This is a genomic window from Sporosarcina sp. Marseille-Q4063 (genome assembly GCF_018309085.1).
Classification (GTDB): Bacteria; Bacillota; Bacilli; order Bacillales_A; family Planococcaceae; genus Sporosarcina.
Map to the genome: position 1 here is coordinate 3,718,754 of NZ_CP070502.1, position 24,871 is coordinate 3,743,624.

Genomic DNA, 24,871 nt, shown 5'->3' on the forward strand with positions numbered 1-24,871 from the left:
ATTCATCTAGTTTAGCGTACATGCACTCCGCTCCTTCCGCTTAGGGAGTAAAAAATAATGAAATTAATCCGATACACTACTATATATGTCAAAACCGTACAGGCTATTAATAATTGGAGGTGCGCAAAAATGAATCCGAAAAGAATCGGCATAACTGGAATTTTACTTATATTAATCGCGATACTGTTTGTTTATCCGATGGACATTTACATATCTAAACCGGGCGGGGCATATGACCTGACGCCATTGGTAGACGTAGAAAACGGAGATGAGAATGATGTCGGCACGTTTAGTTTAATGACGATTTCATTATCAAAAGCAACGGCTGCGTCATACGTCTATGCACAGTTTTCAGATCAACGCAAAATTCTACCGGCAAAGCAGGTTCGAAGATCGGGTGAAAGTGAAACAGAATATAATGTGCGCCAAAAGAGGTTAATGTCCGACTCGCAGTATAATGCGATAACAGTTGCTTTTGATAGAGCTGATATCCCAATTGATGTAACCTTTGACGGGGTGTCAGTTATGAGCGTGTTAGAGGATAGCGCAGCTGATGGTATTTTGGAAGCAGGCGACAAAATTCTAGTAGTAGACGGCGTTCAATTAAAAGAATCTGGTCAGTTTGCCGACATTATTTCTCGAAAACTTAAAGATGACGAAGTAAGTCTATCGTTAAAACGAAAAGACGATGAAAAAAATGTAATCGTCAAATTAAAAGAAATACCTGATGGTGATGGACGCGTCGGATTGGGTGTTCAATTTCTAGAAGACCGAACATTAACGACAGAACCTGAAGTAACAATGCACACATCAAATATTGGCGGACCTTCGGCAGGGCTAATGTTTACATTAGAAATAATGAATCGACTAATTGATGAAGATCTCACAAAAGGATACAACATAGCAGGTACTGGAGAAATGTTGGAAGATGGAACGGTCGGAAGAATCGGAGGAGCCGATTTCAAAGTAATTGCCGCATCGCGTAAAGGTGTTGAAATATTCTTCGCTCCGGATGATGAGATTCCCAAAGAAGTGTTAGACAAAAATCCAGGGTTACAAACAAATTACGAGGAAGCAAAAGCCATGGCGAAAAAAATCGGCACAAAAATGAAAATCGTTCCAGTAAAAACGATTGATGATGCGCTCGACTACTTGGAAAAGCAAGAACCGAAATGAGCGGCATAAAGTCTTGAAAAATATAGAAGTATGTGAATTTTACATTACAATTTAAACCTATTGAAAAACGAAAAACACATGTTACAATATAAACATTCTAATACATTCACTCATATAATCGCGGGGATATGGCCTGCAAGTTTCTACCGATTTGCCGTAAACAAATCGACTATGAGAAGCAATGGAAGGGTCATGCAATGTTTAAGCATGTCTCCTTTTCATTTCCTTTCGAAAAAGCTCGAAGGACATTGCTCCACTCTAGTCATGATTGGATGCACGGTCTTTGGGCTTTTTTTGTCCTCAGATCGTGAAATATGAAGGGAGAACCATATAGTGGAACAATTAAAGAATAAGATTATACAAGAAGGCAAGGTATTATCCGAATCGGTGTTGAAAGTCGATTCTTTTTTAAATCATCAGATCGATCCCGAATTGATGCAAGAAGTGGGCAAAGAGTTTGCAACACGATTCGCAGATTCGAACATAACTAAAATATTATCAATAGAATCATCGGGTATTGCACCAGCAATGATGGCAGGTTTGTATTTGGGCGTGCCAGTTATTTTCGCTAGAAAAAGAAAATCACTTACATTAACCGATCACTTATTTACATCGAGTGTTCATTCATACACCAAAAATGAAACGAACGATATTTCCGTGTCGAAAGATTTCCTGCTAGCTGATGATGTCGTGCTCGTTATTGATGACTTTTTGGCGAATGGACAAGCTGTTCATGGCCTAGTCGATATTATTGAACAAGCTAAAGCCGGGTTGGCAGGCGTGGGAATTGTCATCGAAAAGGGCTTCCAACCAGGCGGCGCTGCGATACGGGAGCAAGGCATCCGTGTTGAGTCACTTGCCAACATTCGCTCTTTAGAAAATGGTAAAGTCGAATTTTTTAGCGAGGTAGCTTCCAAATGAAAAATGGTACTAGAACGGCGGCATTAAGTATCCAACATGTACTCGCGATGTACGCAGGAGCAGTTATTGTTCCTCTGATTGTTGGAGAGGCACTTGGACTAACTTCGGTTCAGCTTACCTATCTTGTTTCTATCGATATATTGATGTGCGGTGTTGCTACAATTTTACAAATCATGAATAACCGTTTCTTCGGGATCGGGCTTCCCGTTGTTTTAGGCTGTACGTTTACAGCAGTCGGCCCGATGATTGCAATTGGCGGAGAATTTGGGATTTCTGCAATTTACGGTGCAATTCTTGTGTCGGGACTATTTGTTATTGTTATCAGTAGTTTTTTTGGAAGTCTGGTTCGTTTTTTTCCACCCGTAGTTACTGGATCAGTCGTGACAATTATTGGAATCACACTAATTCCTGTTGCGATTAATAATGTAGGCGGCGGTAAAGGCGCGAGCGATTTCGGCTCATTGACGAATATTTCACTAGCTTTCGGAACATTGCTTTTTATTATTGTATTGTTTAGATTATCTAAAGGTTTTATGAGAGCAATCTCTATTTTGCTAGGGTTGCTCGTCGGTTCAGCTGTCGCGATGTTAATGGGCATTGTCGATTTTGCACCTGTTGCCGAAGCTTCTGTTTTTCATATGGTGAAGCCATTTTATTTTGGATTGCCTACTTTTGAATGGTCTGCAATCTTAACGATGATTCTTGTGGCAATGGTTTCTTTAGTTGAATCGACTGGCGTTTATTTTGCATTAGGGGATATTTGCGAGCGGAAATTAAAGAAGAATGACCTGGCAAAAGGGTATCGTGCAGAAGGAATCGCTGTATTATTAGGTGGGCTATTTAACGCGTTCCCGTATACGACCTTTTCACAAAACGTCGGGTTAATCCAAATGTCGGGCGTTAAATCAAGAAAGGTTATTTTCATTACGGGTCTAATGCTTATCACGCTGGGTTTTGTACCAAAAATCGCTGCGCTGACAACAATTATTCCAACTCCTGTTTTAGGCGGAGCAATGATTGCGATGTTCGGGATGGTTATTTCTCAAGGGATTAAAATGCTAAGTAAAACCTTTACGTCATCGCAAGAAAATCCGATGATCATTGCTTGTTCCATCGGAATCGGTCTAGGCGTCACAGTAGCACCTGAGTTATTTGCGAACCTTCCAAAAAGCCTTCAAATGTTTACAAGTAACGGAATCGTTGCGGGGAGTTTGACGGCAATTGTGTTGAATATATTATTCAATATGCTCCCGTCACCGAAGAAAAAGCAAGCGACTTTAGCGGAACAGAAAATTTAAGAGGTAATTTTGAAGCATAGGGGAATTGGCATAATTCCTCTATGCTTTTTTATATGGAATTTGCGTGAAACGTTTCCAAGTTCGATCAAAGCGTTTCCTTCTTCCGTGAAAATGTTTCTTACTTTGCACGAAACGTTTCCAAGTCAATCACGTATAAAAATTGGCGCATGCTGATAATCAGCGCCAATTTGGGTCTGCCCAGTTGCCTTGGCAATCCCAAGTGCATACATATCTGTTGCATGAACATCCATTTTCATAGATGGATCCGTGAAGGCGGCTACTTTACTGACAAGCGGGAGTTTTAAGTCCTTTTTATTTTCATTCAAATAAAGTCTTCCAGCTTGCGTCATGCCTAACAAACGTAAATAAGAAGGCGATTCGATTTTACGGCGTATATCATACGTAAATCCGGTGAAAATATGGGTGAGCATGCGTTGAATTCTGGTCCATGTATACCGCTTCGATTTGACTTTATTCATAAACGCATCAAATGTCTCGCTTGTTTCGGCAGCGCGATAAAATAAGTTTTCAATGCCTTCTGTCACGTCAGCGATTTGACTCAGTTTTTCGGGTCCTTCCCGAAGGATGGTAAATCTTAAAAAAGGATAGAATGTATCCCAGTTCCCAAATGATTGGCGTTCGGCTTGCCATTCGCGTAATGCATCATAAGTTTCCGTTGGATAAAATCCTTGTACAGCGTCAAGCGAATTTGATTCGAAAAAAGATTTACGAATTCCAGTAGCGCTTGCGATAGAATTCCCTTCGACTGCATCATCATGATAGTCTGCAACAATACGGGATATGGTCGCAGCTTTCATAGACGATTGGATGTTCTGGGCCGCTTGTAAATAATGAAAACCCAAAATATTATTCGGCTTCGTTAAATCAGCAAAAGTCATATCTGAAGCGGATGATTGAATGGCTTGTTGATATGCCAAATTAAGTGCTTTGGGATAACTAATCCCTTCCTGTACAGATTCTTTAACAGTTTGTTCATATTCATATTCTGCATTGGTTAATAGCTCCAAACTATTGTTAAAAGGTTCTATATTGCCGTCTTCACTTCCAAAACAAAAGGATTGACAGCGTGCGGCATCCAGAATCTGAATGGCTCCTTGTGCAAATACAGGGGCATGTGCAGTTGCGAATGCATAAGGAAGTTCAAATACAAGATCGACGCCGTTTTGAAGCGCCATATTCGTGCGAGACCATTTATCGACAAAAGCTGGTTCTCCTCGCTGCAAGAAATTCCCGCTCATGACGGCGATTACAATGTCTGCATTTGTCGTCTTTCGTGCTTGCGAAGCGTGAAATTTATGTCCATTATGGAACGGATTATATTCAACAATAATTCCAGTTGCTTTCAAAGCTGTCACTCCTTTGTTACAATGATATTATTATACCTATGGGAACGGTGAAGTGACAAGAAAATATCTTGACATCCCTTTGTTCCCATTATATAATCAAGAATGTTGTCTTGAGGTGATCGACATGAAATGGTCCATCAATCAATTGCAGAGATACAGGCAAGGGGACATGCCGTTTGACGAAACGGTTAACCTTGATTCCGTTAAAAAACGGAACCCGGAAATCCGGGATATCAAGCCTATCCATGTAACCGGAAGTTGTACAATTGGCTCGAGTAATCTCGCGTGCCGATTCCGGCTTGAAGGAACGCTGATACTGCCTTGTGCCCGAACGTGGGAAGATGTCGCTTTTCCATTTTTAATTGAATCGACTGAACGATTCAGTTGGGATGAAACGGAACTAGCGGCCGATGATGAAATTCATCAAGTCAGCGGAGACTTTGTTGACTTAACTCCAGTCTTTGAGGAGCTCGTCCTCCTTGAGGTGCCCCTTCAAGTTTACAGCGATGATGCTGAAGATATGAAGACGGCTGAAGGTAAAGGTTGGTCATATGCGACCGACGAGGAGTACAATGCTCGGCTCCAAAAAGAACGTGAAACAAAAGTGGATCCGAGGCTTGCCGGATTGGCAAACTTATTTGAGAAGAAAGACGAATAAGGTAATTCGTTTAAGGAGGTGCCCCAGATGGCTGTACCAAAAAGAAGAACATCTAAAACTGTAACAAAAAAACGTCGTACACATTTTAAACTACAAGTACCAGGAATGGCTACATGTGATAACTGTGGCGAACAAAAGCTAGCACACCGCATTTGTAAATCATGCGGTCACTACAAAGGAAAAGAAATCGTAGGCGAATAATTAAATTCGTATACATAGAGAATGTTTTTGAACGTACTCTATAAAGGCTACCGTGAGACCATGGATCTCGGTAGCCTTTTTTCTATGCGAAAAATTCCTTCAATTGGTATACTTGATTTATCATAACGGAGGTGCAATTTATTTGGCATTCAAAATTACAATCGAAGCAAACATTGCGACATTCATGATTGATCGACCTAAAATGAGAAATGCTATAAATACAGAAGTAGTCGATGGGCTTGAATCATTTTTAGAGAAGATCGAAAATAATTCAGACATCTCATTCGTTGTCATCACGGGGGCGGGCGACCGTGCGTTTTGTTCAGGAGGAGATTTGGTTGAATACCAGGACCTTCAAACTGCAGACGATTCGTTTCCGATGCTCAGCCGAATGGCAGGCCTCTTGCATCGAGTCGCGACGCTTCCGATGCCTGTGATTGCTCTGGTGAACGGAACCGCTGTCGGCGGCGGCTGCGAGCTTGCAACAGCATGCGATTACCGTGTTGTTTCAGAAAAAGCAAAAGCGGGTTTCATACAGGGAACACTCGCGATCACAACCGGTTGGGGCGGCGCTACATTATTATTCGAGAAATTCGGCAAGCATGACCAAGTATTCCGTTTATTATCCGAAGCAGAAGTTCATAGCGCACAAGAAATGTTAGAGATTGGATGGGCGACTGAATTGTATAGCGGGACTGCAGAAGAGGGACTGGAAATGTTTCTAGAGAAGATGTTGAAAATACATCCATCGGTCCACAGAGCCTATAAAACCATCGCGATCCGTAAATGGACTGCGGATTTTATCAAAGACCGAATGGTGGGAGAAGCTCAGCATTGCTCAATTCTTTGGGAAAGCGAAGCACATCATGATGCAGTCAAACGCTTTTTGCAATGAAGCCTGATTTTAGCGAATGAAAATAGACTAATTTCAGACAAAGGTTGAAAACGGTTTCACTTATCGTATAAACTAGTAAGTGAATGGGAGATTCCACTTTCAAAAAGTTTGGGGGATGAAATACATGAAAAAGATACTGATTGCAAATCGTGGGGAAATTGCAAGTAGGATGATACATACGTGCAAACGTCTTGGCATTGAAACAATTGCGATTCATTCTGAAGCTGACGAAAATATGCCGTTTGTAAAAGAAGCGGATGCAGCGTTTTTAATCGGGCCACCGCCGGTACAGCAGTCATACTTAAAAGGGGAAGAAATTTTAGAAATTGCGATTCGCGAAGGGGCGGATGGCATTCATCCAGGGTATGGGTTGCTGTCTGAAAACGCCGATTTTGCATCTCAAGTGACAGAAGCAGGTTTGAAATTTATTGGACCGGACGCTTTGACGATTTCTGAGATGGGGGACAAAGTCGGCTCGAGGTCTACGATGAAGGCCGCATCCGTTCCAGTTGTACCTGGGACTGACGACGGCGTGGATTCACTAGAAGAAGCACTTAGTGTCGCAAAAACAATCGGATATCCGATTATGTTGAAGGCGAGTGCAGGTGGCGGCGGGGTCGGTATGGTGCGTTGTGAAAGTGAGCAAGCGCTCAGTCAACAGTTCGATTCGGTGAAAAGTCGCGCAAAAATGTATTTTGGTAATGATCTCGTTTTCATTGAAAAGTATATTACAAATGCCAGACATATTGAAGTCCAAATTTTCGGAGACAATGCTGGAAATATAGTTCATTTATTTGAACGAAATTGTTCCGTGCAACGGCGCAATCAAAAAGTGATTGAAGAATCGCCGTCTCCGAATTTATCGGATGAAACGAGAAGTCGGCTTTATCAGGCAGCGGTGGATGCAGCAAAAGCAGTGAATTATAAAAACGCGGGGACAGTAGAATTTATCGTCGATGAAAATGATGAAATTTACTTCCTTGAAATGAACACAAGACTTCAAGTTGAGCACCCTGTAACAGAAGAAGTTACTGGATACGATTTGGTCGAGTGGCAAATAGAAGTTGCTCGCGGCAATGAACTTCCAGTTAAAAATCAAGATCACATTCAACTTAATGGACATGCACTGGAATTTCGCGTTTATGCGGAAGATCCGAAAACATTCATGCCGTCTCCGGGAACAATCACGAAACTGAATCTCAAAAGCGCTTTGGACGGCATTCGAATCGATAACGGCTACGCAGAAAACGGGAAAGTCACGCCGTTTTATGATCCATTAATTTCAAAAGTGATTGTCCATGGAAAAAACCGTGACGAAGCAATTGAAAAATCGAAAACTTATTTTAAACAAGTTGAAATTGAAGGTTTAAAAACGAATATATCGTTATTTACAGAAGTGTTGAATGAGGAGTCGTTCAAGGCGGGTACTTATACGACGGCGATTCTCACTGACTGGTCGAAAAAATAAGAGGAGGAAATGATTATGACACAATTAAAATCATCAATGGCGGGAACAGTATTCACAGTAAATGTAGCAGTAGGAGAAGAAGTAGCGGCGGGCCAAGTCGTGATTGTTCTCGAATCAATGAAAATGGAAATTCCGGTTGAAGCAGAAACAGCAGGAAAAGTAACAGCTATAAATGTCAATGTTGGCGACTTTGTTAATGAAAACGATGTTCTTGTTACTTTAGGGGAGTAATCGCGAAGAACGTCGTCAACTCATGTTTTAAAAAGGGAAGGGGATTGGGATGGTAGAAAAAGTGGAATATAATAAAAATCTTGATTCGAAACTGAAAGAAATCTTTGCGGGCGGTCATCCGAAATATCACGAACGACTAAAAGAGCAAAAAAAAATGTTTGCGAGAGATCGTTTGGCACTGCTTTTTGATAACGGGGAATACACGGAAGATGGACGTTTCGCAAATTATGAAGCGGGAGACCTTCCAGCAGACGGTGTCGTTACGGCTATGGGGAAAGTTAACGGGCAAACTGTTTGCGTGATGGCAAATGATTCGACAGTTAAAGCTGGTTCTTGGGGTGCTAAAACTGTTGAAAAAATCATTCGGATTCAAGAAATTGCGGAAAAAAATCGTGTACCGATGCTATATCTCGTCGATTCAGCAGGTGCGCGGATCACGGATCAACTTGAAATGTTCCCGAATCGACGCGGCGCGGGGAAGATATTCCATAATCAAGTAAGATTATCTGGTTTCATTCCACAGATTTGTATTTTGTTTGGTCCATCGGCGGCGGGCGGAGCATATATCCCGGCATTTTGTGATCTGCTTGTCATGGTGGAAGGAAATGCATCGATGTATCTTGGCTCACCGCGCATGGCGGAAAAGGTTATCGGTGAAAAAGTGACACTTGAGCAAATGGGCGGCGCTCGCATGCATTGCTCGATTAGCGGGTGCGGAGATGTATTAGCTGCAAATGAAGAAGAAGCAATTGCAGAAGCGCGTCGTTACCTTGAGTACTTCCCGGCAAATTACACAGAAAAACCTGCAATTAAAGATACGATTGAAGCGAAAGCCGGGCGTACATTAGAAGCGATCATTCCAGAAAACCAAAACGCGCCGTTCGATATGTATGAAGCAATCGATGCATTAATCGATGAAGGCAGTTTCTTCGATGTGAAAAAGCTGTTCGCACCGGAAATTATTACGGGGTTGGCAAGAATCGAAGGGCAGCCCGTAGGAATTATTGCAAATCAGCCTAAAGTAAAAGGCGGCGTATTGTTCGTCGATTCGGCGGATAAAGCAACGAAATTCATCAATTTATGCGACGCGTTTTCAATTCCATTGTTATTCCTGGCTGATGTACCGGGATTCATGATTGGAACTAGCGTGGAACGCGCAGGCATTATTCGCCATGGTGCAAAACTGATTATGGCGATGAGTTCTGCTACAGTTCCGAAAATATCAGTGATCGTTCGAAAAGCTTACGGCGCAGGTTTGTACGCCATGGCGGGTCCGGCATTTGAACCGGATGTTTGTATCGCGCTTCCAACCGCGCAAATCGCGGTGATGGGTCCGGAGGCTGCTGTTAACGCAGTCTACTCAAACAAAATTGAGTCCATTGAAGATCCGAAAGAAAAACTTGCCTTTGTTCAAGAGAAGCACAGGGAATATCAAGAAGAAATTGATATTTATAAAATGGCCTCGGAAATGATTATCGACGATATCATCGAGCCGTCGGACTTAAGAAGTGTCCTTGCTGATCGATTCAAATTGTATAGCACGAAAGAAATTGCACAAGCACCGAGAAAACATCCGGTATATCCTGTATAATAGAAAAATAGAGTAACGAATAGGCCCGCTAACATGCGGGCTTATTTATATGAGAGGAGAATTTGGGAGATGGATGTCGTAATTGTCGGGGGTGGGTCGGTCGGATTACTACTTGGCTCATATTTATCGGAATCTGGCCTAAAGGTCACAATGGTCGTTCGAAGGGAAGAACAATCAAGCGAACTTAATAAGAAGGGAATTCGAAGAGTGAATGAAGATGGTTCTGAATCTGTATTCCGTGTTTATGCGACGACTGCTTTTCCAATGGATAATCAAGATAGTGTCTGGATAATCGCCGTGAAATATATTGATCTACAGCAATTATTAATCCAACTGGATCGTTTAGAAATCAAAAATCCCATGTTATTCATTCAAAATGGACTCGACCATTACAGCTTGGCGAACGACACATCGCTTCCGCATCTTGCATTTGCAACTGTTGAGCATGGAGCACGCAGGCTTAACGACAATACTGTGCAACATAACGGAGTAGGTCTCGTGACAATTGGAGCGGGGAGAGGTGATTCAACTGTTTTCGATATAATTGAAAACGCGCATTCAGGGAACTTTCCAGTAAAGAGGCATGCGGATGCAGAATTTGTATTGATGAGAAAAGTTTTGATTAATTGCATGATTAATCCATTAACCGCGATACTTGAAGTGGAAAACGGCGAACTGCTGACAAATCCATCATGTCATGAACTTTTTGTATCTTTATATGACGAACTTATCAATGCATTTCCGGAGATGGAACCCCATCTTTCGCTGGAAGCAGTGTCAGCCGTCTGCCAAAAAACTGCACATAATAAATCATCAATGTTGTCTGACCGGCTAGCGGGTCGCCCGATGGAAATAAAAACAATCATCACAGCGGTAATTGAAAAGGCTCATGCATTACATAAAAGCGTTCCCCTTCTAGCCATGTTAGAAAAAATGCTTTATGCAATTGAAAGCAAGGGAGAAAAACTATGACGGCTACCATTTTATCAGTACTGTTTGGTGTTCTCATATTTTGTCCCTATATCATCACGATTCTAATCCTTATGATCTACAGACGATTAGGTACGGCGCCGGCATCTGTACTAGGCCAAGCAGCTGATTTAACTACGCCATTTCTATTTCTCTCGGTATATATTATTTCACGAACGATTTACGGAGATTTAGTTGGCGTTTACATAGCAATCACCTCGATTATCATTATTATCATCTATTCAATTGTCGAAAAGATGAACGTTAAAGAATTTCTGATCAAACGTTTTTTCCGAAAGGTTTGGCGATTATTTTTCCTTTTATTATCTTCTTCGTATGTTATTTTGCTACTTATCGGCCTGGTACTAAAAATTATGGAATATACGCTATAAGCGTTTATTTTTAATCATGCCCTTTAAAATGATATACTTTGGATAATTAGGAACGTTAAAAAGGGGCTCGCATATGAAAGTGGAGAATATCGCATTACAAGAACAAAATAAAGTAATGCAATCATACAATCATGATAATGAATTTATACATACGTATTTCGATTATGAAAATAAAGAAAGTTCATACCCAGAAAGACTGGCTGAATTATCAACACGCAATTTTAAACGCAAACAACTTGCAGAAACGGTTCGTTCTTTTATGGAGCCGTTTGGAATTTCACAAAGTGCCCACGAGCATTTGGTTGAACTCGAGGAAGATGCTGTTACAGTAATCGGCGGGCAACAAGCCGGCATACTTACGGGTCCTTTATATTCCGTACATAAAGCTATTTCAGTAATATTACTCGCAAAAAAACAACGCCAACATTTAGGCGTCCCAGTCGTTCCGGTTTTTTGGGTGGCGGGCGAAGATCATGATATTAATGAAATAAATCATGTCTATACAAATACAGCTGGACGTGTCACAAAAGAACAAATTCAAGATAAGTTCGTTTTGAAATTAATGGCATCTGATGCTACGTATGATCAGATAGAAATGAAAAAGTATGTTGAAACGATTTTTAGCAAGTTCGGTGAGACGGCATATACCAAACCGTTGTTGGAAGAAGTTTTAGCTGCTGTGGATAAAGAAAATACGTTTACAGGTTTCTTCGTTCGATTGATGAATGGCCTATTTGCAGAGGAAGGATTATTATTCATCGATTCAGCATACAAACCTTTACGCGAGCTGGAAAGCGAGTATTTCCAACTTCTCATCCAAGAATCGGAAACCATTGCGGCAGCAATTGTCGATAAGGAATCAATGTTCGATTCCGAAGGGTATGGGAGGCCGTTTGATGCAGAAGGAGACGCTTCGCATTTATTTTACGTGCATGAAACTGGCCGCATGTTGCTGACGCGAAGAGATGAGTATTACGTGAACGAAAGTGCAGGACTTCGATTTACAACTGAAGAAATGTTGGAAATCGCAAAAGAGTCACCATTTCTTTTAAGCAATAACGTCGCAACGAGGCCCCTAATGCAGGACTTGGTATTTCCCGTTCTCGCATTCGTAGGCGGGCCCGGAGAAATTACCTATTGGGCATTGCTAAAAGAAGCATTTCACCAGCTCGAAATAAAGATGCCGATCATCATCCCGCGGCTATCGATAACGCTAGTTCCAAGAGATACGGATAAGGCACTAAAAGAGAAATCATTGACATTCCAAGATGTCATTTCGGGCGAAGTCACGGGGGCACGCGAAGAATTTATCGCGACATTGCAAAATAAACAATTTGAACAAGCAGTAATCGAAGCGGAAAAAGTTCTAAAAAAGGAATACGAAAAAATCGGTCGTACAATCGATTCCGATGAACAAATGATGAATGATATGTTAAAAAAGAACTTGAACTTCCATAAACTTCAATTCAACTATTTAAAAGCAAAGTCCGAAGAAGCGTTACTCATTAAACATGAAGTCGCTCTTCGTAAATTTAGTCTGATAGAAACGAACTTATATCCAAACAATGGTCTTCAAGAAAGAAGTTACACGCCATACAAATATATGAATGAATATAGTCCAACTCTTATTAAAGATTTGTTAGATCTCCCATTGGAATTTGATGGAACTCATAAATTAATTTACTTTTAACAAGTATCACTCCAATCTGCATACTCATGCGGTTTGGAGTGTTTTTTTATTGGAGTTTTTACTAAATAGGTCTATTGACTTTCATTTCCATCAAATGAAATCGCGACGTCTGTTTTTCCGTTAAATAGGGAAACTCCCCCACAAAGTTCCTAAGTCTAAGAAATCGCGGTATTATCTCATTGAAACAAGTACTATTTACGCATTTTCAACGAAAACATAAAGAAATACCGAATAGTGGTGGAGGAATGTGGGGGGATGTGGTACATTTATTTTACATGGTGGGGTGAGAGTATGTTCATGGGTGAATATCAACACACAGTAGATACAAAAGGTCGCCTGATCGTTCCGTCGAAATTCAGGGAACATTTGGGTGGTAATTTCGTGTTGACTCGTGGCCTAGATAACTGTCTGTTTGGTTATCCTATGGATGAATGGAAAATACTCGAAGAAAAACTCAAAGCCTTACCTGTAACAAAGAAAGATGCACGAGCATTTACTCGATTCTTCTTTTCCGGCGCAACAGAAGTGGAATTGGACAAGCAAGGCCGCATCAACATTCCAGCATCACTGCGCAACTATGCAAAAGTCGAAAAAGATTGTGTTGTCATCGGCGTATCCGGACGTATCGAAATTTGGTCGAAACCACTATGGGATACCTACTATGACGAGTCCGAAGAATCTTTCAACGACATCGCAGAAAACATTATCGACTTTGATTTTTAACTTAAGAAAGTAGGCGGACTCAATTGTTCAATCACACAACGGTATTGCTCGAGGAAGCCGTCGATGGTTTAAATATAAAAGAAGACGGCATATACGTTGACTGCACACTTGGCGGTGCGGGGCATAGTATAGAAATTGTAAAAAGGCTTTCAGAAAAAGGCCGTCTCATTTGTTTTGATCAAGACACTTCCGCTATCGAAGTAGCAAAAGAACGACTTAAAGATTATTTGACAAACGTAACTTTCATTCATTCAAATTTCAGGTATTTAAAAGAAGAGCTTGCAAATATCGGAATTACCCATGTTGATGGCATTCTTTATGATTTAGGCGTCTCATCACCGCAACTTGATACACCTGAACGTGGATTTAGCTACAACCATGACGCGCCGCTCGACATGCGCATGAATATGGAAGCAACATTGACAGCTCATGACGTGATTAATAATTGGTCTTATGAGGATCTTGTACGAATCTTCTTCCGCTACGGAGAAGAAAAATTTTCAAAAGGGATCGCAAGGAAGATTGAAGCAGCCCGCGAAGAATCTCCAATTGAAACAACAGCTGAACTTGCTGAGTTAGTGAAAAGTGGAATTCCGGCCGCGACAAGACGTACTGGAGGTCATCCAGCAAGAAGAGTGTTCCAAGCAGTTCGAATCGCTGTAAATGATGAGTTAGGGGCGGCAGAAGATTCTATATCGGATGCAATTACCTTGCTCAATCCCGGTGGTCGAGTTTGCGTGATTACTTTCCATTCATTGGAAGACCGTTTATGTAAAGCGATTTTTCGCGAGGCATCTTCTTTACCAGAAATGCCGCGTAATCTACCGATAATTCCTGAAGGAATGAAACCTTTATTAAAACAAATTACGAGAAAACCAATTATTCCAGATCCGAAAGAGATAGAAGAAAACAAACGTGCCAGATCGGCTAAATTAAGGATTGTCGAAAAAAACAAATGAGGAGGATAACGAATGGCGATAGAGCAGAGAGTGATGGTTTCACCGCAAAGAGAATATGAAACTCATGATTTACCGAAACAACAACCGAAAATCAGGCGCAGAAAAAAGATATTTTCAACCGGAGAGAAATTCCTTTTTGTATTATTTACGGCAGTTCTCGTTCTTTTCGCATCAATGATCTTACATACTGAAAGCCAATTAAATGATGTGAACAGAGAAGTACAAGCACTTAGCGGGAAGATCGAGGAAACAACAAAACAGAATACGGAATTGTCCATCCAAGTGAAAGAGCAATCTACCTATGAAAGAGTATGGGAGAAAGCTAGAGAGCTTGGTTTGAATCTAAACGAAAAAAACGTTAAGGTTGTGCCTGGACGATGAAGAAGAAATTCAGATTCCAATGGGGAGCCTTTCTAATGTTTATCGTTTATGGAGGGCTCTTTTTCTTATTATTTGGAAGGATTGTTTTTATCCAAGTAACTGGCGAAGCCGAGGGAAAAGTCCTTGCTTCAATGGCTGAAAATAAATATTCCAGAGAATCGATACTTACCGCAGACCGCGGGAAAATTATTGATCGTAATGGTGAACTGATTGCTTCCGATACGTTAAGTTATCGACTTGTAGCAGTTTTAGATGAAAAATTAAGCGATTCAAGAGTGACTAGACATGTCGATGATCCCGAAAAAGCGGCCGAAGTACTTGCAAACTACCTTCCACTCGAAAAAGATGAGTTGGTTGAAAGATTGACTAGAAGCGAAGAACAAATTAAAGAAGGGAAAAAGAAACAAGTCGAGTTTGGCAGCGCGGGACGAAATATTAGTCACGAAACTGTTTTGGCAATCAGGGAAGAAAAGGTCCCTGGAATACAATTTATCGAATATAAAAAAAGGTTTTATCCGAATGGAAATTTCGCGTCTTATTTAATAGGATTTGCCCAAGAGGAAGAGGATGACAAAGGCATCATTTCTACAGTTGGGAAAATGGGGCTCGAAGCGACCTACAATAAACAATTAACTGGGGAAGATGGCAAAGTAAATTTCAAGTCTGATAGATTTGGAGTTACACTACCAAAAGCCGATAAGCAAATTGTGCCTGCTAAAGATGGTCTTGATATTAAACTTACAATCGATAAAACGATTCAAAACATAGTTGAAGATGCTATGAATGAAGTCGATAAAGAATACTCGCCGGATAAAATGTCGGTCATCGTGGCGAATCCGAAAACCGGCGCAATTCTAGCGATGAGTCAACGCCCATCATTTGATCCATCAACTCGTGTTGGATTGACATCGAATTGGCTCAATGAAGCTATCCAAAATACGATTGAGCCAGGGTCCACGATGAAAATATTCACTTTGGCCGCGGCCATTGAAGAGAATAAATGGGATCCAAATGCAACCTTTAAATCAGGACAATATACGCTTTACGACCGTACCATTCGCGATCACGTACGAGGCGGTTGGGGGACGATTTCTTTTCTTGAAGGATTTCAACGTTCATCAAACGTTTCCATGGCTTATTTATTGGAACGGTTAGGCGACCGGGAATTCATAAAGTATATGAATAAATTTGGGTTTGGAGCCAAAACAGGTATTGATTTACCGAAAGAATCTTCAGGAATCATTCTAGATCGATTTCCTTCCGAAAGGTTAACGACATCATATGGTCAAGGTTCAACAGTAACGCCGATACAAATGATTCAAGCCGTAACGGCGATTGCGAACGACGGAATGATGATGCAACCTTATGTAATCGATGAAATATACAACCCGAATACGGAAAAAGTTGTAGAAAGTAAAGAGCCGGAAAAGAAGGGGCAAGTAATTTCTAAAGAAACAGCCCAAAAGGTTAGAGAAGTTTTAGCGACAACAGTTACATCTGACGCAGGAACGGGTAAGAGATTCGCCTTGAATGGTTATACAGTCGGAGGCAAAACAGGCACTGCAGAAATACCAAGTCCGAATGGCGGTTATTTAAGCGGCGGCTCTAATTTTTTATATTCCTTCATTGGAATGGCGCCTATTGAAGATCCGCAATTGGTAACGTATGTATTGGTGCAACATCCCAAGTTGGATGCTGGAGAATACGGCTCTGATCCCGTATCGAAACTTTTCACTACAATTATGGAAAGCAGTTTGAAATACTTGAATATTGTTCCGGATGATATTGAAGAAGTTGAAACTAGCAATCTAGGCAATTTCCTAAAAGCAGATTCTGCGAAAGCGATTGAGAAGCTGAAGGTAGATGGTTTTTCGCCTGTACTTATCGGTGAGGGCGGAAAAGTTACTAGTCAATATCCAGAAAATGGCGCGGTACTTACACCCGGATCCGTCGTATTATTAAAAACTGAAGGTCAAACGACTTTGCCAGATTTCACGGGATGGTCGAAAAAAACATTGTTATCCTTTAAGATGTTATCAGGTCTTGATATAAGAATTACGGGGGACGGTTTTGTCACCGAACAAAGCCTCACAGCCGGAACAGTGCCAGGGGAAGACGAACCCATCGTTATCAAATTGCAAAGACCATCTGAAATTTATAAAATAAAACCGGAGGACGCGGAAGAAATGGATGATATTATCGGCGGCTGACGAATAGCGCCCGTTGCCACTTCATAAGTTAGTAGAAAATGTGAGGTGTGTCGGCGCTGCGTAAAATCATAGAGTTACAGTCCAAAAAGAGATTGCGGGCAATCTTTGTCCTATTCATTTTATTATTCGGCATGGTTATACTAAAGTTATTTCATGTTCAAATTATTCGGCATGAATTTCTAAAAAGTAAAGCGGAAGAGAATTGGGATCTTGAAATTCCTTTTGGCGGAATGCGAGGCAATATTATCGACCGAAATGGCGAGCTGATTGTCGGTAACCAATTGGCGCCAACGCTTTATTTTATGCCTTCCCAAAATAAAGATATAAAAGATGTTGCCACGACACTGGGAAGGATTTTGAAAACGGATGTTGCAGCTCTTGAGGAGAAACTATCAAAGAAAACTTATATGGTTAAAATAGCTCCTGAAGGGAAAAACATTTCGAAGGATCAAGCAGATGAAATTGCCAAACTCCAAATTGCCGGTCTGTATACAGGCGTGGATTTTGTCAGGCATTACCCAAACAAAGAGTTGTTATCAAGATTATTGGGATTTACGGGGTATGATGGGCAAGGATTGGCCGGAATTGAATATGCTTATGATGAAATACTACAAGGCACCGGGGATCGAATTCGATTATATACTGATGCAAAGGGTGTTCCTTTACCTCATGTAGATGATGGGTTCAGGACAGGAGATAAAGGTGCTTCTATCGAATTAACCATTGATCTTCGAATTCACAAAGTTGTTGAACGTGAATTGCGGCAAGCCATGGAGAAATTTGAAGCGACTCAAGCACTTGCCATCGTGATGAATCCCAAAACTGGTGAATTATTATCTGTGGCATCTTTTCCGACCTTTCATCCAGCAGAATATCAAAAAATAGATCCTAGTATTTATAATCGTAACTTGCCAGTTTGGATGACATTTGAACCGGGTTCGACATTTAAAATAATTACGCTTGCTGCTAGTATAGAAGAGCAATTGATTGACCTGGAAAAAGGACAGTTTCACGACCCGGGTTATACGATGGTAGCCAATGCAAGACTTCGTTGTTGGAAAAGAGAAGGGCATGGTTCCCAAACTTTTTTAGAAGTCGTTGAAAACTCATGTAACCCGGGTTTCGTAGAAATGGGCAGACGTTTAGGCGGAGACAAATTAGATAAATACATTCGGGATTTCGGATTTGGTCAAACGACAGGTTCAGGAATTGCAGGAGAATCTAAAGGTATTTTATTTTCAAAAGAGGGATTTGGACCCGTGGAACAAGCGACAACTGCGTTCGGGCAGGGAATTTCGGTAACGCCTATTCAACAAGTTCAAGCTGTTGCCGCAGCCATTAATGGCGGTAATCTATATAAGCCGTATATTGTGAAAGAAATTGTAGATTCTAACGGAAAGTCGATTCAAACATTTGGTCCGGAACTCAAAAAGAAAGTAATCAGCGAAGAAACTTCAAAAGAAGTCAGGCATGCACTGGAATCAGTTGTAGCAAACGGCTCTGGCCGCAATGCTTATACAGATGGACTGCGTGTTGGCGGGAAAACGGGTACCGCTCAAAAAGTGGTAGACGGACGCTATAAAGATGGTGAATATATTGTCTCATTCATCGGTTTTGCGCCCGCGGATGATCCGGAACTTCTCGTCTATGTCGCTATTGATAACCCGCACAATTCGGTTCAGTTCGGAGGCGTGATTGCCGCACCGATTGTTGGAAGAATTATCGAAGAAATAGCTCCGGTAGTCGGTATTACAAAGCGTGAAAATCAACTTGAAAAAGAGTATCGTTGGGGAGACGCGCTCACTCATCGAGTTCCGGATCTTACAGGGATGACGAGAGAGACAGTCCGAAACCAACTGTATACGTATCGAATAGAATGGCATGGTAATGGTGAAAAAGTTAAATACCAATTACCTGCGATCGATACGCTTATCACTGTTGACGATATTATTCATGTTTATACGGAATAATATTTCGGATGCTCTTAAAAATTTTATGCGAAGTCTGAACCAGCAATATGTTCTTAACTGTTTCAGAAATAGAAGGAGAAAAAATCATGACACTCGTTACTACATTGACGGCCATGGCTGTCGCATTTACCATATCAATATTATCAGGGTTTCTAATCATACCAGCCCTGAGACGAATGAAGTTTGGTCAGAGCATTCGTGAAGAAGGCCCGAAAGCCCATCAGAAAAAGGCGGGAACGCCGACGATGGGCGGGCTTATTTTCCTTACTTCAATTATTCTATCAACCCTTATACTGTCATACATAAACGACGTACTGACGACGCAAACAATCGTATTGCTATTAATTCTCGTTGGCTTTGGATTGATTGGATTTTTAGATGATTTTATCATAGTTGTCTTAAAAAGAAATCTTGGTTTAACATCACTTCAAAAATTGATTGGCCAAATCCTTGTTGCGATTATTGCGTTTTTCCTCTTGAGAATGGGACCATTTGAAACAACGGTGAACATCCCATTTACAGCGATTGATATTGATCTTGGAATCATGTATATTGCATTTCTTATATTTTGGCTCGTGGGTTTTTCCAACGCTGTCAACATTACGGATGGACTTGATGGACTTGTTGCGGGTTGTTCGGCAATTTCTTTCGCAGCATTTGGTGTACTTGCCCTTCATTATGGGCAAGAAGATATAGCCACATTCACATTCGTGGTCACGGGTGCCATGCTCGGATTTCTTCTCTTCAACAGCAAGCCTGCAAGAGTGTTTATGGGAGATACAGGTTCACTAGCGCTCGGCGGAGCACTTGCCATGATTTCGATTCTGATAAAACAAGAAGTATTGTTATTATTAGTTGGAATTGTTTACGTCGTGGAAACTTTATCAGTTATTATTCAAGTCATTAGTTTTAAACTGACAGGAAAACGCGTATTTAAAATGAGTCCAATCCATCACCATTTTGAACTATCAGGATGGTCGGAGTGGAAAATTGTACTCGTATTTTGGGGTATTGCAGCCTTAGCGGCAATCGTTCCTGTACTGTTGGAGGTGTTATAAGATGAAAAGTACATTGCAATTCAAAGATAAAAAAGTACTGGTTCTAGGTCTTGCGAAAAGTGGATACGCAGTGGCTAAATTACTTAATTTATTAGGTGCTGACATCACTGTCAATGACTCGTCACCCGAGAAAGGGAATAAAGAGGCCGCTGAATTACAGTCTGAAGATATTTCAGTTATTTGCGGAGGCCATCCTCCCGGTATTTTGGACGAAGGATTTAGTTTAGTTATTAAAAATCCAGGGATACCTTATACCAATCCAGTTGTTAAGGATGCAATCGAAAGAGGAATTCCCGTTTGGACGGAAATAGAGCTTGCTTATAAAATTAGTGAAGCGCCAATCATCGGAATAACTGGATCGAATGGGAAAACAACGACAACAACTTTACTGTTTCACATGCTTAGTATCGGTAATAAGCGCCCATTAATTGCGGGCAATATAGGCACAGTGTCATGTACCGTTGCACAAGATGCAACGCCTGACGATGTAATTGTACTTGAGGCATCATCCTTTCAACTTATGGGGACAGAAACATTTAGACCGAAAATCGCGATTTTGACAAATATATATGATGCGCATCTTGATTATCACGGAACTTCGGATGCTTATGCCGAGGCAAAGGCTGAAATCACGAGTAATCAACTCGAAGATGATTTTTTCATTTACAACGATGAACAAGAAGCTGTTCGGGAAATTGCGTTAAAATCACGGGCGATATTAATTCCGTTTTCTGTTAGCGAGAAAAAAGAAATCGGTATATCTGTCGATGAAACTTATATATATTGGAACGGGACTCCTTTTATTAACCGCTCAATCATTAAATTGCCGGGACAGCATAATCTTGAAAATATATTATCTGCAACGGCAGCCGCAATATTAATGGGATGCAACAAAGAAGCGATTGAAGATGTGTTAGCTTCCTTTACAGGCGTTAAGCATCGGATGCAGTTTGTGAAAGAATTAAAAGGTAGAAAGTATTTCAATGACTCCAAAGCGACAAATACGTTAGCTACTAAAAGTGCGCTTGCCGCGTTTGATGTGCCGACTATATTAATAGCCGGCGGGTTAGACAGGGGACATTCCTTCGAAGAGTTAAGGCCTTTTATGGGGAATGTGAAAGCAGTCGTGGCACTCGGCGAAACCCGAGAAAGATTTGCCGAATTTGCATCCTCATGTGGGATTCAACAAATTTTAGATGCCGGGACTATGGAAGATGCCGTTCGCCTCGCGCATTCCCTTTCTGAAGTTGGAGATGTCATATTATTATCTCCTGCAAGTGCTAGTTGGGATCAATACGCAAGTTTTGAAGTTCGCGGCGATGCGTTTATAGAGGCAGTTATGTCGATTTAAGTAGTAAATACTGACCGTGGAAGGATGCGTTAACTGGAAAAGAAATTGAAGATAGCGTTTGTCTTATCGGCAATCGCATTATCGTGTATAGGATTGGCTTTCGTCCATTCCGCAGGTTCTTATTGGGGTACCGTTTATTACGCAAATTCTTCTCCTTTTATTATCAAACAATCGATTCATATGGTAGTATCCATGGGTATTGCATTTTTCATCATGAAAAGCCCGCTGACATCAAAAGAAAAAACATGGACGATTATCTATTGGCTAGTGATAGTAGCGCTTATAGCAGTTAAAATACCCGGTATTGGTGCTTTTCGTAATGGTTCTCAAAGTTGGATTGTATTTGGCCCGCTGAGTATTCAACCAGCAGAATTTGCTAAAATTACTGTGATTACTAAACTAGCAAGTAGTCTTCGGTTTAGAAATAAAGGTAAATATGTTTTCAACCTTAAGGATATCGGCATTATTTTACTGCCAGCCGGGTTGATCATGTTACAACCCGATCTTGGTTCAACTGTAATCCTAATCGTTTCGGCATTCATCGTGTTATTTGTAGCCGGCTACTCATTGCGGTTTTTCACAATAATTGGTGTTGCGGGATTGGTTGCATTTGTCGGGTTAATTGCAGCGGCATCGTATCGACTCGATCGAATCAAGTCATACATCGATCCGTGGAACGATCCGCTCGGTACTGGATTTCAAGGCATACAATCATTATTTGCAATTGCACCAGGGGGACTATTTGGACACGGTTATGGGAATAGCCGGCAAAAGTATTTGTATTTGCCTGAGCCTCAAAATGATTTCATCTTCTCAATTATTGCAGAAGAGTCCGGGTTTTTAGGCGCTACGATTATAATTTCGTTATTTATAGTTCTTCTCGTAGCAACGTTTGGAATTGCCATTAGATCTAAGGACCGCTTTTCATTTCTTGCTGTAACGGGAATGGGGGCAATGATTCTTTTTCAAACCTTTTTAAATATCGGTGTAGTCTCGGGTTTATTGCCCGTCACAGGTGTAACGCTGCCGTTTATCAGTTATGGTGGTTCATCCCTAATGACGACATGGATAGCAGTAGGAATCGTCATGCATTTTATGAATGAAAAGACATAGCGAAATGGAGGGGAGCATTATGGATAAAGTTATCGATATAGAGGAACGAATTCCGTCAATGCGGGAAAAAAGACGCAGAAGAACCAATAAAAAATTCATCTTTATATTGTCGATTTTCGCGCTAGCTCTCCTCGTCATTCTTTATTTCCAATCACCGTTTAGTAAAATTAATAAGGTGACAGTTACGGGTGCTAATTTACATGATAGCGAATTTTACATAGAAACGAGCGGTCTATTAAAGGACAAGTCTTTTTGGGGTTTTACAACAAAGAAAACCGAGGAAGTACTTGCAAACCTCGAAACCGTAAAAAAAGTTTCTGTTTCTCGAAAATGGCTCAATGACATTGATATTAAAATTACCGAATGGGATACAGTTGGCTATATTGAAAAGGATGGTCAGTATAGTTACTTGCTAGAAGACGGCGAAACATTTTCCTCCGATGAATTAAAACCAAGCAATCAAGCGCCTATTTTGATAGGTTTTGATAATTCAGGGAGTCGGAAGAAAGTGACGAAACAGCTCTTGGAACTGGAAAAGGATGTCTACCGATTAATTTCAGAGATCATCCTGAATGAAGAAGGACATGGCTCGACTGACTTAACCGTTTATACAGAAAATGGATATGAAGTACGTGCAATGATTTCAACTTTCGCTGAGAAAATGGCTTATTATCCAGAAATCATCGCTCAATTGAGTGATCATGAAAAGGGCGTTATTGATATGGAAGTCGGCACATTTTTCACGCCATATAGTAAAGTATACGGTTTAAGTGAGGAGGGTGATGAGCGTGCCGAAGAAGAAGAGTGATGCCTACAAGAAAAAAGGTCGGCATATTTTGTTTTCAATCGTGTTTTTAGTTCTTGGTTTCATACTTGCATTTTCATATAAAACGTTGGGGAAAAGTAAGGAAACAATGAACCCTGTATCTGATTCATTTTTACAGGAAGAAAAGTACAGAGAAGAATTAATTTTACAAAAAGAACGAAATAAGGAACTTTCCGATGAAATCGGCGTCAAGCAGGAAGGTATACGGTCATATGAACAATCATTTTCCGATAAGGAAAAAGCTCATGCTGACTTAGTTGAAGAAGCAAAAGATCTTCGCTTGCTGCTTGGTGTAATTCCTGCTACTGGTCCGGGTATCAAAATCACACTGAAAGATGCCGATTATGATCCAGTAGAACAAAATCCAAATGATTATATTGTCCATGAAAGTCACATTTTCAAGGTGATAAATGAATTAAGAATTTCAGGGGCACAAGGCTTGTCGATTAATGGTCAGCGGATTACAGCAAACTCCTTTATAAAATGTACAGGTCCGGTTATTACGGTAGATGGAAAAACATTTCCTGCACCTTTTGTAATCGAAGCAATCGGTGATTCCGATGTACTAGCTTCCTCCTTATATTTAAGGGGAGGCGTTATCGATGGTCTAATCCGCGATAACATTGTCGTCACGACAGAGCAAATGAAAGAAATGAAATTGGCAGCTTTAGGGGAATAAGCTAGTCGCAAGGAGGAGGGAAGGCCCAGGTGCGAAATCAATACAAGTTCTCGATTGTCTTGCTCATAGTAGGGTTTATGGTAGCTGTTCAGTACAATACGGTGAAAAAACCCGAAGTGCGCGATACACGAGACGTTTGGGCAATTCGGCAAGAATTAGCGGCCGAGAAGAAAATCCACTCTGAATTACTCTCCGACCTACGCGAAATGGATAAAACAATAGATATATACGAAGCTTCAAAAGAAGAAAATGCGGGCAAGGCACTTTTGGACACAGTGGACAAGCTTTATGAACAAGCTGGAATGACCGATATGGAAGGCCCTGGGTTGGTCATTCAAATACGTCCTTCCTCGGAAAGTGTAGCATTTGGGTTGCCAATTGAGGGAGTTTCCCCTGATCTCCTAACGCGCTTCATCAATGAGATAAATCGCGTGAAAGGAAATTCAATCGAAATCGACGGGAAAAGATTTACCTCGCTAAGCTCAATCCGTGATATTAACGGCAAGACTACTGTGGATGGCTTAAATGTCTCGGTACCACCATTTAGTGTGAAGATTATAACCCAAACCTTCGCCAATGCTGAAAAAATTCTTAATACATTACATGCTTCAGAAATTCATGATGATTTTTATCTTGATAATTTAATTTTAGAAATTAGTGAACCTGAGAAAGAAATTAAAATACGTGGCTGGAAAGAGCGATATACGAATTTGTTCTTAAAAGAATTGCCGAAAGGGGAATGAC

General features: G+C 40.9%; 24 protein-coding genes and 1 riboswitch. Of the genes, 23 read left to right on the top strand and 1 reads right to left on the bottom strand.

Translation table 11 applies throughout. From position 1 onward, the window contains the following. Positions 1-129 precede the first annotated feature (129 nt). The 3 genes from JSQ81_RS18680 (at position 130) to JSQ81_RS18690 (ending at position 3,395) form a co-directional block, all read left to right on the top strand. The gene (locus JSQ81_RS18680) at positions 130-1,176 is read left to right on the top strand and encodes a SepM family pheromone-processing serine protease (protein ID WP_212605487.1); all 1,047 of its coding nucleotides are present in this window, start codon (positions 130-132) and stop codon (positions 1,174-1,176) included. Positions 1,177-1,266: 90 nt separating this feature from the next. After that, positions 1,267-1,368, top strand: a riboswitch (purine riboswitch). A gap of 141 nt (positions 1,369-1,509) precedes the next feature. Continuing rightward, positions 1,510-2,097 (top strand): xanthine phosphoribosyltransferase, encoded by a 588-nt coding sequence (locus JSQ81_RS18685; RefSeq protein ID WP_212605488.1) that lies wholly within the window; start codon positions 1,510-1,512, stop codon positions 2,095-2,097. Further along, on the top strand, positions 2,094-3,395 hold the full coding sequence (locus JSQ81_RS18690; RefSeq protein ID WP_212605489.1) for a nucleobase:cation symporter-2 family protein: 1,302 nt from the start codon (positions 2,094-2,096) through the stop codon (positions 3,393-3,395). The genes JSQ81_RS18685 and JSQ81_RS18690 overlap by 4 nt, the downstream gene beginning before the upstream one ends. A 143-nt stretch (positions 3,396-3,538) precedes the next feature. On the opposite strand, the gene JSQ81_RS18695 is transcribed toward JSQ81_RS18690, so the two are convergent. Beyond that, positions 3,539-4,771 (bottom strand): nucleotidyltransferase, encoded by a 1,233-nt coding sequence (locus JSQ81_RS18695; protein WP_371812457.1) that lies wholly within the window; start codon positions 4,769-4,771, stop codon positions 3,539-3,541. A 115-nt stretch (positions 4,772-4,886) separates the two neighbouring features. On the opposite strand from JSQ81_RS18695, the gene JSQ81_RS18700 reads away from it, so the two are divergent. The 20 genes from JSQ81_RS18700 (at position 4,887) to JSQ81_RS18795 (ending at position 24,870) form a co-directional block, all read left to right on the top strand. Beyond that, positions 4,887-5,420: a YceD family protein gene (locus tag JSQ81_RS18700; protein ID WP_212605491.1), complete on the top strand. Its 534-nt coding sequence runs from the start codon at positions 4,887-4,889 to the stop codon at positions 5,418-5,420. Positions 5,421-5,447: 27 nt separating this feature from the next. Beyond that, complete coding sequence (gene rpmF / locus JSQ81_RS18705; protein ID WP_172369783.1) at positions 5,448-5,621, top strand: 50S ribosomal protein L32; 174 nt, start codon at positions 5,448-5,450, stop codon at positions 5,619-5,621. Between the two features lie 142 nt (positions 5,622-5,763). Then, positions 5,764-6,516: an enoyl-CoA hydratase/isomerase family protein gene (locus JSQ81_RS18710; RefSeq protein WP_212605492.1), complete on the top strand. Its 753-nt coding sequence runs from the start codon at positions 5,764-5,766 to the stop codon at positions 6,514-6,516. A 124-nt stretch (positions 6,517-6,640) separates the two neighbouring features. Continuing rightward, positions 6,641-7,984 carry an acetyl-CoA carboxylase biotin carboxylase subunit gene (locus JSQ81_RS18715; RefSeq protein WP_212605493.1) on the top strand — a complete coding sequence of 448 codons (1,344 nt, stop codon included), beginning with the start codon at positions 6,641-6,643 and terminating at the stop codon, positions 7,982-7,984. Between the two features lie 15 nt (positions 7,985-7,999). Further along, positions 8,000-8,215 (top strand): biotin/lipoyl-containing protein, encoded by a 216-nt coding sequence (locus JSQ81_RS18720; protein ID WP_212605494.1) that lies wholly within the window; start codon positions 8,000-8,002, stop codon positions 8,213-8,215. Between the two features lie 49 nt (positions 8,216-8,264). Beyond that, complete coding sequence (locus JSQ81_RS18725) at positions 8,265-9,806, top strand: acyl-CoA carboxylase subunit beta (RefSeq protein WP_212605495.1); 1,542 nt, start codon at positions 8,265-8,267, stop codon at positions 9,804-9,806. A gap of 69 nt (positions 9,807-9,875) precedes the next feature. After that, positions 9,876-10,778 (top strand): ketopantoate reductase family protein, encoded by a 903-nt coding sequence (locus JSQ81_RS18730; protein WP_212605496.1) that lies wholly within the window; start codon positions 9,876-9,878, stop codon positions 10,776-10,778. After that, entirely contained in the window at positions 10,775-11,167 is a 393-nt protein-coding gene (locus JSQ81_RS18735; RefSeq protein ID WP_212605497.1) for a DUF3397 family protein, read from the top strand. Before JSQ81_RS18730 ends, JSQ81_RS18735 begins: the two co-directional genes overlap by 4 nt. 73 nt (positions 11,168-11,240) lie before the next feature. Next, positions 11,241-12,857: a bacillithiol biosynthesis cysteine-adding enzyme BshC gene (gene bshC / locus JSQ81_RS18740; protein WP_212605498.1), complete on the top strand. Its 1,617-nt coding sequence runs from the start codon at positions 11,241-11,243 to the stop codon at positions 12,855-12,857. 291 nt (positions 12,858-13,148) lie between these two features. Beyond that, positions 13,149-13,580, top strand: a complete 432-nt coding sequence (gene mraZ, locus JSQ81_RS18745) for a division/cell wall cluster transcriptional repressor MraZ (RefSeq protein WP_210470478.1) — start codon at positions 13,149-13,151, stop codon at positions 13,578-13,580. A gap of 23 nt (positions 13,581-13,603) precedes the next feature. Next, a complete protein-coding gene (gene rsmH, locus JSQ81_RS18750) occupies positions 13,604-14,539 on the top strand; it encodes a 16S rRNA (cytosine(1402)-N(4))-methyltransferase RsmH (RefSeq protein ID WP_212605499.1) in 936 nt (311 codons plus the stop codon). A 12-nt stretch (positions 14,540-14,551) separates the two neighbouring features. Continuing rightward, positions 14,552-14,920 carry a cell division protein FtsL gene (gene ftsL / locus JSQ81_RS18755; protein WP_212605500.1) on the top strand — a complete coding sequence of 123 codons (369 nt, stop codon included), beginning with the start codon at positions 14,552-14,554 and terminating at the stop codon, positions 14,918-14,920. 35 nt (positions 14,921-14,955) lie between these two features. Continuing rightward, a complete protein-coding gene (locus tag JSQ81_RS18760) occupies positions 14,956-17,130 on the top strand; it encodes a penicillin-binding protein (RefSeq protein WP_212605501.1) in 2,175 nt (724 codons plus the stop codon). 56 nt (positions 17,131-17,186) lie between these two features. Beyond that, complete coding sequence (locus tag JSQ81_RS18765; protein WP_371812556.1) at positions 17,187-19,100, top strand: penicillin-binding transpeptidase domain-containing protein; 1,914 nt, start codon at positions 17,187-17,189, stop codon at positions 19,098-19,100. A gap of 86 nt (positions 19,101-19,186) precedes the next feature. Next, complete coding sequence (gene mraY / locus JSQ81_RS18770; protein WP_212605502.1) at positions 19,187-20,158, top strand: phospho-N-acetylmuramoyl-pentapeptide-transferase; 972 nt, start codon at positions 19,187-19,189, stop codon at positions 20,156-20,158. Position 20,159: 1 nt separating this feature from the next. Continuing rightward, positions 20,160-21,509, top strand: a complete 1,350-nt coding sequence (gene murD, locus JSQ81_RS18775; RefSeq protein WP_212605503.1) for a UDP-N-acetylmuramoyl-L-alanine--D-glutamate ligase — start codon at positions 20,160-20,162, stop codon at positions 21,507-21,509. Between the two features lie 45 nt (positions 21,510-21,554). Beyond that, positions 21,555-22,622, top strand: coding sequence for a putative lipid II flippase FtsW (gene ftsW / locus JSQ81_RS18780; RefSeq protein WP_371812458.1), 1,068 nt, complete (start codon positions 21,555-21,557; stop codon positions 22,620-22,622). Positions 22,623-22,641: 19 nt separating this feature from the next. Beyond that, entirely contained in the window at positions 22,642-23,430 is a 789-nt protein-coding gene (locus JSQ81_RS18785; protein WP_212605504.1) for a cell division protein FtsQ/DivIB, read from the top strand. Continuing rightward, on the top strand, positions 23,405-24,127 hold the full coding sequence (locus tag JSQ81_RS18790) for a DUF881 domain-containing protein (protein WP_212605505.1): 723 nt from the start codon (positions 23,405-23,407) through the stop codon (positions 24,125-24,127). The genes JSQ81_RS18785 and JSQ81_RS18790 overlap by 26 nt, the downstream gene beginning before the upstream one ends. Positions 24,128-24,156: 29 nt before the next feature. Then, positions 24,157-24,870: a DUF881 domain-containing protein gene (locus JSQ81_RS18795; RefSeq protein ID WP_249336578.1), complete on the top strand. Its 714-nt coding sequence runs from the start codon at positions 24,157-24,159 to the stop codon at positions 24,868-24,870. The last annotated feature ends 1 nt before the right edge of the window (position 24,871 follow it).

Coding starts and splice junctions, on each gene's coding strand:
- JSQ81_RS18680 (WP_212605487.1), top strand. CDS start 130: ATGAATCCGAAAAGAATCGGCATAACTGGAATTTTACTTATATTAATC.
- JSQ81_RS18690 (WP_212605489.1), top strand. CDS start 2,094: ATGAAAAATGGTACTAGAACGGCGGCATTAAGTATCCAACATGTACTC.
- JSQ81_RS18700 (WP_212605491.1), top strand. CDS start 4,887: ATGAAATGGTCCATCAATCAATTGCAGAGATACAGGCAAGGGGACATG.
- rpmF (WP_172369783.1), top strand. CDS start 5,448: ATGGCTGTACCAAAAAGAAGAACATCTAAAACTGTAACAAAAAAACGT.
- JSQ81_RS18715 (WP_212605493.1), top strand. CDS start 6,641: ATGAAAAAGATACTGATTGCAAATCGTGGGGAAATTGCAAGTAGGATG.
- JSQ81_RS18720 (WP_212605494.1), top strand. CDS start 8,000: ATGACACAATTAAAATCATCAATGGCGGGAACAGTATTCACAGTAAAT.
- JSQ81_RS18725 (WP_212605495.1), top strand. CDS start 8,265: ATGGTAGAAAAAGTGGAATATAATAAAAATCTTGATTCGAAACTGAAA.
- JSQ81_RS18730 (WP_212605496.1), top strand. CDS start 9,876: ATGGATGTCGTAATTGTCGGGGGTGGGTCGGTCGGATTACTACTTGGC.
- JSQ81_RS18735 (WP_212605497.1), top strand. CDS start 10,775: ATGACGGCTACCATTTTATCAGTACTGTTTGGTGTTCTCATATTTTGT.
- bshC (WP_212605498.1), top strand. CDS start 11,241: ATGAAAGTGGAGAATATCGCATTACAAGAACAAAATAAAGTAATGCAA.
- mraZ (WP_210470478.1), top strand. CDS start 13,149: ATGTTCATGGGTGAATATCAACACACAGTAGATACAAAAGGTCGCCTG.
- ftsL (WP_212605500.1), top strand. CDS start 14,552: ATGGCGATAGAGCAGAGAGTGATGGTTTCACCGCAAAGAGAATATGAA.
- JSQ81_RS18760 (WP_212605501.1), top strand. CDS start 14,956: ATGTTTATCGTTTATGGAGGGCTCTTTTTCTTATTATTTGGAAGGATT.
- mraY (WP_212605502.1), top strand. CDS start 19,187: ATGACACTCGTTACTACATTGACGGCCATGGCTGTCGCATTTACCATA.
- murD (WP_212605503.1), top strand. CDS start 20,160: ATGAAAAGTACATTGCAATTCAAAGATAAAAAAGTACTGGTTCTAGGT.
- JSQ81_RS18785 (WP_212605504.1), top strand. CDS start 22,642: ATGGATAAAGTTATCGATATAGAGGAACGAATTCCGTCAATGCGGGAA.
- JSQ81_RS18790 (WP_212605505.1), top strand. CDS start 23,405: ATGAGCGTGCCGAAGAAGAAGAGTGATGCCTACAAGAAAAAAGGTCGG.